Here is a 10,426-nt window from a genome sequence, read left to right on the forward strand (position 1 = left end):
GGAATCAGCAATGTCGTCGTCCATCGTTTCGATTCTTTCGGGTGCGTGTTTCAGTAGCCGGATTCTGACTCAGGCGCGGCGCGGCCCGACGCCTGCGCGGATTTGCTCAACCAATTGATCGGGACGGGCCGGGCGCAAGGCTGCCGCGTCGTAGGACTCGTCGGGGCGCCAGCCGACGTCGGCGGACAAGGTCTCGCCGGCGTGCGTGGCTGCCCAAGCGGCCAGGATGTCCACCGGTCGGCCGTTGAGCCGGCTTTCACGGTCGGTGAAGGCGCTGCCCTTGAGGCGGCGGATCAATCGGTCGGCCTTGATCTCGGGCGGCAACTCCCAGCGGTTGTGCTCGCTGTACAGGCGCGAGCGGATGCCCACGCCCAGGGAGTAGCCAAAGTCCTCGGCGCGCTCGGCGCTGAAGAGGTTGGCGACGACATGCACGCGGCCAAAGCGAACCCGCGGCGTGCGCTCCTTGCAGGCGTGGAAGTGGTTGTGATGCAGCGTGACGCGCAGCAGGCCGTCATCCGTGATGCGGCCGTCGCTGTTGCCGATCAGCATGGTCTTGTCGTGGGCCTGGAAGCGGCACCAGGACACGGTGACGAGATCGCTGCCGTTGGTGATGTCCAGCAAGCCGTCGTGGTGCTGCACGCGCTGGCCCAGGCGGATGGGCTCGAGCTTGTCGGGGTGGTTGCCGTCGTCGAACAGGCAGTGGTCCACCCAGACGCKGTCGGCACCGCGCAGCGACAGCGCGTCGTACTCCGAGTTCCACTCGCCGTGCACGTTGTCGCGCGGCTCCCAGGCGGGGAAGTGGTCGTACGCGTCGGAGAAGCGCAGGTCGCGGATGACGATGTTGCTGACCTTGTCCAGCAGCACCATGCCGTGCTGAAAGCCGGCGCCAGGTGCGGCACCGAGCAGCGTCGTGTTGGACGGCAGGTGCACGACGGACACCTCGGCCTGGCGCTTCTCGGAACGCTTGCGGGCGTCCTCCAGCGGCCCCCTGGGGTCGTCGCGGCCCCAGGTGGCGGGGTCGAACGCGCGGTCAAAGGCGTCGAAGTTGAACTCGGGATCGCGGAAGGCTTCGACGCCGCCGGGGCAAAGGTCGATGAAGGTGTGGATGCGGATGATCTTGGGCTTGTCGCCCAGGCGAAGCGCGGCATCCAGGCCGGCGCGATCGTGAACGTCGAAGACATGCTCGGGAATGGCCCTGGCCCCGCCGGTCGTGCCGCCGGCGCCCGCCCAACCCAGAGGCGCTTCAACGGGTGCATGGGGCGCGCTGGCGCAACCGCCCAGAGCAGAGAGACCGGCGAGAGCCAGCAGGTGGCGGCGTTGGAAGCTCATTGATTTTTGAACTCGAAAAGACGGTTGCCGGCGGCGTCGAAGGGTCGGCGCGAGGTGCTGGCCGACCAAGGGCCGATGTGGAGGCCGATCTCGCTGTCGCGCACGACGGCCGCGCCATTGGGGCTGGCGCCGGCCACCCAGGTGCCAGCCTTGACACCCGCATCCCAGGCACGGCCGATGGATGTGGCGCCGGGCGCGATGCCGGGCTCGCCGACCAAGCGGCTGTGCGTGATCAGAAACCCCTGGGTCACGTCGGGCGCCGTGCTGGGCGCCAGGACGATGCCGCCGTGCCCAGGCGTGCGGCGGTTGGCGCGGCTGAGGATGGTGCTGTGTTCGATGACGAGCACGGCGTTGCCGAAGATGAAGTCCACGTCGCCGGCGATGAGGCTGTGGCGGATCAGCTGGCGGGCTGGCGCGTCAGGCGTGCGGCGCTTGGCGTAGAGCGTGTCCTGGTGGCCCAGCAGGCGCACGGCTTCGAGCTGGATGCGGTCGCCCATCAGCGTCAGCGCCACGGCCTGCGCACCGCCGCTTTCGCCGACGCCAGGGGGGTAGGCCTCGCCGCGGCGCACGCCGTCCATCGCGTCGTTGGCAATGGTCAGCGAGATGAGCTGAACGTCGTTGCTCTGCACCAGCATGCTGGTGCTGCCGCTGGTGCCGACGGTGGCCTTGCCGAGTTCAGGCCAGCAGGGGTGGGCGGGCTCGTTCTCGCCCTTGGGCTTGCCGGAGAAGCGGCTGTCGACGAGTACGACGGCGCTGGCCTCAAGCGCCGAGCCGACGAGGGCCAGCGGCGCCTTGTCCTTGATGCAGACGGGACCGCGGTAGGTGCCGGGCTGGATGTGGATGACCCAGCGCTTGCCGCCCTCGGCGGGCACCTTGTCGATGGCGGCTTGCACCGACTCACCCGGCTTGACGACGAAGTCAGGCGCCGTCGCGGTGAGGTCGGCCAGCGGCCCCGGCTTCCAGTCGCCGAGGTAGGCCGCCGCGGTGTGCGCGGCGGCCTGCTCGGCCGGCAGCTGAGGGCGTGCTTGCCCCTGAGCTGCCGTTACGGCAAGCGATGCGGCCAAGGCCAGCGCGAGCTTCACAGGTCGGCCAGGTAGAGGGCCGGCTCGACGCCGCTGGCGCGCTCCTTGTCGCAGCTGAACAGCACCTGCTTGTTGTCCGGCGTGAAGCTCGGGTGCGGATGCGTGACCTGGCGGTCGTCCTTGTAGACGTCCCAGCCGCTGTCGTGCCGCGCGATGGGGCGGGTCGTGCCGGCTTTCAGGTCGAACAGGTGCAGATACGGGTCGCCCACCAGCATCGCATTGCTGGCCGTGCTGTCATGGCTGACCTTGCCCACGCCGTCGCCGACGATCAGCGTGCCGTCGTAGTTGCTCATCAGGTGCGAGCACTGCGGCATGGCCGTCAGCAGCTTGTTCTCGAGAGTGACGGGGTCGAGGCTGTAGATCCAGCGCTCGGGCGACTTCTCGTTGTAGCTGACGTAGATCATGGCGCTGCCGTCCGGCACCCAGAACTCGTGCGTGCAGCTCTCGCCGTCGAGATGTTCCTTGCCGCAGCGGCGGTTCGTGCCGTTCTCGTCGATGAACCACATGCGCGCGTCGATGAGGTCGTGCGGGCCTTCGTGGCAGTAGGCGACGGTGTTGTCATCGAACGGGCGGTATTGCGGGTGGCCCAGCCAGCCGCGCTGCTCAAGGATGACGGTGCGTTTACCGGTCGCCAGGTCGACGCTGAACAGCCGGCACAGCGGCCGCTTGTGGAACATCTCGTTGAACTTCTGCCAGGTGTTCAACGGGAACCAGTCGTCAGCTGATATCTCGATGCCGACGATCTTTGTGCAGGCGCTGTTGCTGACCCAGGTGCCATAGCCCACCCAGGCGTCGGGCACGACGTACAGGACCTCCTCTTCCAACGTGGCGAGCTCCAGGCGGATGAACTGGCGCTTGTCACGGACGAAGTAGAGGTGCTTGTCATCGGGGCTCAGGAAGCCGCCGAAGGTGTTCTCGCCCATGCCGTCGGTGAGCTGGACGCAGCGCTGGGTGTCGAGATCCAGCAGGTGGTAGTTCCAGTTCGGACTCGGGTTGGGGCCGAACTCGCCGCCGAAGATCAGCTGGCGGCCATCGTTCGTGAAGCACTTCTGATAGAAGTAGTTGCGATGGCAGGTCACGTCCGGCGGCGTCAGCCGCGTGACGCGCGCACCGGTGTCGGGATCCTCGCGGGTGAGGAATTCAAACTTGCGTTCGGTGGATTTCATGGCGTGATCCTTTCTGGGCCGAGCGCTGGGCCGCTCCCGAGCCGGCCCCTCTGGCGATGTGCTTGCCGGTCGAGCCGGCAAGCATCGCCGTCCCCTCGGGGGCTGAGGCCGGACACGGCAAGTCCAGTGGACTTGTTGTGCCTGCCGAAGCGCTGCGGCGCTAGACGCAGCGCGGTCCCAGACCAGACTCGCTCGCGTGCAGCGATGCGAGGCTGGGCGAGGGGCGTTTTATCTTGCCAGCCAGCCGCCGTCCACGGCAATGGTGTAGCCGTTCACATAGTCCGAAGCCTGCGAAGCCAGGAACACGACCGGGCCGGCCAGATCCTCCGGCTTGCCCCAGCGGCCGGCCGGGATGCGGTCGAGGATGGCGCTGTTGCGCTGCTCGTCGGCGCGCAGCGCGGCGGTGTTGTTGGTGGCCATGTAGCCCGGCGCGATGGCGTTCACATTGATGCCGTGCGAGGCCCACTCGTTGGCCATCAGCCGCGTGATGCCCATGACGCCACTCTTGCTGGCCGTGTACGAGGGCACGCGCACGCCGCCCTGGAAGCTCAGCATCGAGGCGATGTTGATGATCTTGCCGCCGCTGCTCTGGGCCAGGTAGACCTTGGCCACCGCCTGCGACAGGAAGAACACCGACTTCAGGTTCAAGTCCATCACGTCGTCCCAGTCGGCCTCCGAGAACTTGATGGCGTCTTCGCGGCGAATGATGCCGGCGTTGTTGACCAGGATGTGCACCGCGCCCGTGAAGGTCCTGGCCTGGGCGACCAGGTCGGAAATGGCGCTCACGTCGGACAGGTTGGCACGCATGTCCAGAAAGCGGCGCCCGAGCTTTTCGACACCGGCCTTGGTCTCATCCGGGTCGGAGACGTTGACGCCGACGATGTCAGCGCCGGCTTGCGCGAGCGCCAGCGCCATGCCCTGGCCCAGGCCGGTATTGCAGCCGGTGACGATGGCCGTCTTGCCGGCCAGGTTGAAGTTGTTGAGCACCATGTTTTGTTGCGTCCGTTCAGCGCGAGGTCGTGGCCAAGGTGGTTCAGCTTGTTGAAACGCAGTTCCACTTTTTCCGATGCCACGACTTTAGGCAGCGCGCAAGTGTTGCGGAATCATGGTTTCTAATTAGTGAACCGATGTTCCGATTTTTGCATCTTCCCCCTATCATCGTCCACAACGAACTTCGAAGACCCCAGCAATGAGCCCCTGTTTACCCATGACGGGCCCGCGCTGACCGACAAGTTTTTCCCTCGCCGCGACAACGATCTGTCGTCACGACGAAAGAACCGGCGCTCGCACTACAGCGTCGCCGGCTTAGGAAATCAACGGGTGCCYTGCGTGCGCCCGGGTTCCCAGCCTTGCATAACCCGAGAGCCGCCGGCGCGACACAGCGCCCAGGCGGCCTGCACCAGGAGACACCACATGCCCGCCGTTCGCCCTTTCCGTCGTCCGTCCCAGCGCCTGGCCTTGCGCCCGGTGGCCTTGGCCGTCACTTTCATCGCCGCGCCCGTCTGGGCCCAGACCGCGCCGGCCGCCTCTGCGCAACTGGAGACGGTCACCGTCACCGGCATCCGCGCCTCGCTGGAGAGCGCGCTGAACGCCAAGCGCCAGGACAAGGGCATCGTCGATGTCATCAAGGCCGAGGACATGGGCAAGTTCCCGGACACCAACCTGGCCGAATCGCTGCAGCGCATCCCGGGCGTCGTCATCGACCGTGACGCCGGCGAAGGCCGCAACATCACCGTGCGCGGCCTGGGCGGCGACTTCGCCCGCACCCGCATCAACGGCATCGAGGCCCTGGCCACCACCGGCGGCACCGACAGCTCCGGCGGCGCCAACCGCACCCGCGCTTTCGACTTCAACGTCTTCGCCGCCGACCTCTTCAACTCGCTGACCGTGCGCAAGAGCAGTTCGGCCGACGTGGATGAAGGGTCACTTGGCGCCACCATCGACCTGCAGACGGCTCGCCCCTTCGACCTGAACAAGTTCGCGGCCGCCGTGTCCGTCAAGGGCACCTACAACGATCTGTCCGGCAAGGCCACGCCCAAGGCCTCCTTCCTGATTTCCAACACCTTTGCCGACAAGAAGATCGGCGTGCTGCTGTCGGGCGCCTATTCCAAGCGCAAGGTCTATGAAGAGGGTTTCAGCACCGTGCGCTGGGACAACGGCCCGTCCAGCGGCAACGCCTTCAGCGGCTGGTGCCCGCCCCAGGGCGTGACGGCCAACCTGCCGACCGGCTCCACCGCCACCACCTGCGGCCCCGCCGCCCAGGGCGTGGCCCGCCTGCCCAACACGCCGGAGAACCTGGCCGCCTACAACGAGGCCAGCAAGGCGACCAGTTTCCACCCGCGCCTGCCGCGCTACGGCCGCCTCACGCACGACCAGGAGCGTCTGGGCATGACCGGCGCCATCCAGCTGCGTCCGGCCGAAAGCATGTTGATCACCTTCGACATGCTGTACAGCAAGCTGGAGGCAACCCGCCAGGAAGACTTCCTGGAGGCCATCTCCTTCAGCCGCGCGCTGTCGGCCGGCGGCAAGCAGCAGACCAGCGTCGTCGAGGCGCAGTACGCGCCCAGCGGCCAGATGCTCTACGGCAAGTTCAACGGCGTCGACGTGCGCGCCGAGTCGCGCTTCGACAAGCTCAGCACCGAGTTCACGCAGCCCTCGCTGACCGTCGAGCAGGACATCACCGACACCCTCAAGCTGACTCTGCGCGGCGGTCGTGCCACGTCCCGCTTCCGCAACCCCATCCAGACCACGACGACGCTGGATGCGCCCAACGTGAACGGCTATGTGTTCGACGCCCGCGGCGACGACCGCGCGCCGCTGCTCGGCTACGGCAACCTCAACCCCAGCGACGCCAACGGTGGCCTGAAGATCTACGGCGTGCCCGTCGGCTCGACCAGCATCGCCAACTTCACGCCCAGCGAAATCCGCATCCGTCCCAACGGCGTGACCAACCGCCAGGACGTGCTGACCGCGGACGTGGCCTGGGAAGTCATTCCCGACGTGCTGACGCTCAAGGGCGGCGCCAGCTACAAGCAGTTCAAGTTCACCAGCTACGACATCCGCCGCACCGTCGAGACGATGAACACGCTGCCGGCCAACGTGATCCCGGCCAGCCTCGTGACGACGCTGACGGGCTTTGGCAAGGGCCAGAACCTGCCCAATGGCTCGATCACCTCCTGGGTCATCCCCAACCTGGACGCCATCGCCCAGGCCTATGACATCTATTGCAACTGCCTGAAGACCGGCCCCGCTGGCGGCCCGGGCGACTACACGCTGACCTCCATCACCAACGGCAGCGCCCGTGGCGGCAACCGGGCCATCTCGGAGACCGACACCGGCACCTGGTTCATGGCCGACTTCGAGACCCGCCTGGGCGGCATGGCCGTGCGCGGCAACCTCGGCACGCGCTACGTCAAGACGGCCATCGTCGCCAGCGGCTACCTGGCAACGGGCGGCGGCAGCCCCGTCACGGCCACCCGCGATTACACGGACTGGCTGCCCTCAGCCAACATCGCGGTCAACTTGACCAAGGACCTGATCCTGCGCGCCGCGGCCGCCAAGGTCATGTCGCGCCCGCCGCTGCAGAACCTGAATCCGGGCGGCACGCTGAGCACCACCGGCACGCTGAGCTACACCGGCGGCAATCCGGCGCTGGAGCCCTTCCGCGCCACGACCTTCGACCTCAGCGGCGAGTGGTACCACTCCAAGAACGGTTTCATCGGCCTGGGTGTGTTCCAGAAGGACATCAAGAGCTATGTGCTGACGGTGGGCCGCAACGTGGCCTACAAGGACACCGGCCTGCCGATGTCGCTGCTGCCGAGTAACTTCACCGGCGACGAACTCTTCCTGGTCAGCGCGCCGGTCAACAGCCCGGGCGGCAAGCTCACCGGCTTCGAGATCAACGTGCAGCAGCCCTTCACTTTCCTGCCGGGCTGGGGCAAGAACTTCGGCGTGCTGGCCAACTACACGCAGGTCAAGTCCAAGATGGACTATGTGCTCTCCGCCTCGGTCGGGGCGGCCACCGTCTCGGAAGACCTGGTCAACCTGTCGCCGCGCTCCTGGAACCTGTCCGTCTACTACGACGACGGCACCTTCAGCGGCCGCGTGTCGACCTCGGCCCGCTCGACCTTCCTGACCACCATCCCGGCCGGCAACAACCAGGACGTGGCAGGCAAGAACAAGACCTTCAACGTCGACCTGTCGATGGGCTATCAGTTCAACAAGCAACTGCAGCTGACGTTTGAAGCGACCAACCTGACCAACCAGCCCAACGACCAGTTCATCTCCCGCGCGATGAACAACGTCGTCGTCAACAACTACACCGGCCGCGAGTTCATCGTCGGTGGCCGCTACAAGTTCTAAGGCGGACATGGCCTAGAGAAAGCAAAGGGCGCAGACCTACGTCTGTGCCCTTTTTCGCTTGCGGGACCCTGCAGGTCTCCTGATCCCGAAGACGTGTCGATCGCCCCGCGGCGAGCCCGACCACACGGAGACAAATCATGAAGACCCACAGGACCCTGGTGGTCGCAGCCGCTGCATGGCTGATCGCCACCGTCGCCCAGGCCGCCAACAGCCTGCCCGCCGGCACCCTCATCACCGGCCAGGTCAGTGGCGCCAGCACGATGGTGCTGGGCCTGGACCACGGCTTCACCGAGGAGGCGGGCAGCAACATCACGGCGCTGGCTGCCACCGACCTCGAGTTCCTGACTGGCGACGCGGCGGTGGGTATTGACTTCTTCAGCGACGGCCATGTGCAGGTCTGGAACAACACCGGCGCCACCGGCCTGACCGGCAGCTACAGCTTCACCTTCAGCTTCGCGGGCTTGAGCGCGCCCATCACCGGCTTCACGCCGCTGGACATGACGGGTGTTGCCGGCGGCACCGTCAGCCTGCAATTGGTGGATGAGCACACCGTCAGCCTGACGCTGAACAACGTCAGCTTCGCGAGCGAGTTCGGCAGCTTCACGACACAGATCGCCGTCAGCGCCGTGCCGGAGCCTGGCAGCCTGGCGCTGCTGGCCGCAGGCCTCGGTGTCGTGGCCCTGCGCAGGAGGGTCGTCGCATGAAAGCCCTCAAGCACCTGGGCATTGCCGCGCTGCTGGCCCTGAGCCTGCCGGCCCATGCCGTTGATGCCGCGCAACAGACCGCACCCAGCGATGGTTGGGGAGCCGGCACCGTCGGCGGCAGCGCCGCCACCCCCGAGCACATCTACACCGTGCACAACCGCGCCGAACTGCTGAACGCGCTGGCCAATGGCGGCAACGCGGCCAAGATCATCAAGGTGGCCGGCACCATCGACATGACCGAGGGCACGCCCTTCGCCAGCACCGCCGACCAGAAGGTGAGGGCGCGCGTGCGCCTGACCAGCAACACCACGCTGATCGGCGAAGGCCCCGGTGCCGGCTTCGTCAATGCCTGGATAGACATCACCAGCGTCAGCCAGGTCATCGTGCGCAACCTGCACATCGTGGCGCCCTGCGACGTCGGSCCGATCTGGGACCCCACCGACGGCGCGCTGGGCAACTGGAACTCCGCCTACGACGCCATCGGCATCGTCACGGCCACCCAGGTCTGGATCGACCGCAACACCATCACCGACGCACCCGTCACCGACGACACCCTGCCCGTCGAGAACGGCAAGACCAAGCAATGCCACGACGGCGCCATCGACATCACCAAGGGCGCCGACCTGATCACGGTCTCGTACAACCTGCTCACGGCGCATGACAAGAGCATGCTGATCGGCGGCTCCGACAGCCTGACCAGCGACGCCGGCAAGCTGCGCGTCACCATCGCCAACAACGTCTTCAACGGCGTGGTCCAGCGCGTGCCACGCGTGCGTTTCGGCCAGGTCCACGTCTTCAACAATTATTTCGTTGGCAGCAAGACGGCCAACCCCTATCCGCACAGCTACAGCGTCGGCGTGGGCAAGGCGAGCAACATCCTGTCGCACAGCAATGTGTTCGCCATCGACGGCGCGGCGGGCTGTGACAGCGTCGTCGTCTACGCCAGCTCCGACCACACGGGCGTGTTCCAGGACAGCGGCTCCGCCGTCAATGGCGCAGCCTTGGGCGCCTGCAGCGCGCTGCCCGGCACGGCCTTCGTGCCCGGCTATGCCTTCAAGYCGCGGCCGGTGGCCCTCGTCAAGGCCAACAACCTGGCGTTGGCCGGCGCGTGGAAGATCTCGACGCAGATCAGCGGCAGCGGCAATGTCAGTGAAGTGGGCGGCACGAAGGCGCCCGCCGCGAACGAGACCAATGTCCACACCGACACGCGCCTGTCCCTGTCCTTCGATGCGCCGCCCGCCATCGGCACGGCGGGCAAGGTCAATGTCTACCGCACGAGCGACGACGTGCTGGTGGACAGCATCGACCTGAGCACCGCGCCTTCGGCCAGCGATACGCAGACGGTGCTGGCCCGCACCAACCTCGAGATCGACGCGCTGGGCCTGGGCGCCATGCCTGATGGCGCCACGTTCGCGCGCTATGTCTGGTACCGGCCCGTCAGCGTCAGCGGAGCCAAGGCCTCGGTCAAGCTGCACAGCAACAAGCTGGATTTCGCCACGACCTACTACGTGACGATGGACGCTTCGGTGCTGTCCGGCACCATCAAGGGCGCTGCCTTCGCCGGGATAGCCAAGGCCGACAACTGGAAGTTCACGACGCGCGCTGCGCCGGCCAGCTTCACGAACCTGAACGTCGACGACGGTGGCACAACGGCCGACTTCCGCACGCTGCAGGGCGCGCTGAACTGGGTCATGAAGAACTGCTCGACGAACAGCCCGGCCGCCAACGGCTGCAACACCGTTGCCACGCCCAAGACCATCCACCTGGCCAACGGCAGCTACCC

Annotated in this window: 7 protein-coding genes; 3 read left to right on the forward strand and 4 right to left on the reverse strand. The window is 66.6% G+C overall.

Annotated elements, in window-relative coordinates; genetic code table 11:
* Nucleotides 1–69: 69 nt before the first annotated feature.
* The 4 genes from AC1DU6_RS11170 to kduD all read right to left on the reverse strand — a co-directional run bounded on the left by AC1DU6_RS11170 (nucleotide 70) and on the right by kduD (nucleotide 4,567).
* On the reverse strand, nucleotides 70–1,329 hold the full coding sequence (locus AC1DU6_RS11170) for a pectate lyase family protein (RefSeq protein WP_477857215.1): 1,260 nt from the start codon (nucleotides 1,327–1,329) through the stop codon (nucleotides 70–72).
* The gene (locus tag AC1DU6_RS11175; protein ID WP_477857217.1) at nucleotides 1,326–2,411 is read right to left on the reverse strand and encodes a pectinesterase family protein; all 1,086 of its coding nucleotides are present in this window, start codon (nucleotides 2,409–2,411) and stop codon (nucleotides 1,326–1,328) included. The genes AC1DU6_RS11170 and AC1DU6_RS11175 overlap by 4 nt, the downstream gene beginning before the upstream one ends.
* Nucleotides 2,408–3,577: an oligogalacturonate lyase family protein gene (locus AC1DU6_RS11180; RefSeq protein ID WP_457446606.1), complete on the reverse strand. Its 1,170-nt coding sequence runs from the start codon at nucleotides 3,575–3,577 to the stop codon at nucleotides 2,408–2,410. The genes AC1DU6_RS11175 and AC1DU6_RS11180 overlap by 4 nt, the downstream gene beginning before the upstream one ends.
* 228 nt (nucleotides 3,578–3,805) lie before the next feature.
* Nucleotides 3,806–4,567: a 2-dehydro-3-deoxy-D-gluconate 5-dehydrogenase KduD gene (gene kduD, locus AC1DU6_RS11185; protein WP_457321426.1), complete on the reverse strand. Its 762-nt coding sequence runs from the start codon at nucleotides 4,565–4,567 to the stop codon at nucleotides 3,806–3,808.
* A 423-nt stretch (nucleotides 4,568–4,990) separates the two neighbouring features.
* Here kduD and AC1DU6_RS11190 point away from each other — a divergent pair, with 423 nt between their 5' ends.
* From AC1DU6_RS11190 to AC1DU6_RS11200, 3 genes are all read left to right on the forward strand, one after another.
* Complete coding sequence (locus AC1DU6_RS11190; RefSeq protein ID WP_457321428.1) at nucleotides 4,991–7,939, forward strand: TonB-dependent receptor; 2,949 nt, start codon at nucleotides 4,991–4,993, stop codon at nucleotides 7,937–7,939.
* A 137-nt stretch (nucleotides 7,940–8,076) separates the two neighbouring features.
* Nucleotides 8,077–8,643, forward strand: a complete 567-nt coding sequence (locus AC1DU6_RS11195) for a PEP-CTERM sorting domain-containing protein (RefSeq protein ID WP_056197379.1) — start codon at nucleotides 8,077–8,079, stop codon at nucleotides 8,641–8,643.
* Nucleotides 8,640–10,426, forward strand: a 1,787-nt coding sequence (locus tag AC1DU6_RS11200) for a pectate lyase family protein (protein WP_477857221.1), incomplete at its 3' end; no start/stop codon positions are given. The genes AC1DU6_RS11195 and AC1DU6_RS11200, both read left to right, overlap by 4 nt.

The organism is Roseateles sp. P5_B10 (genome assembly GCF_056400485.1).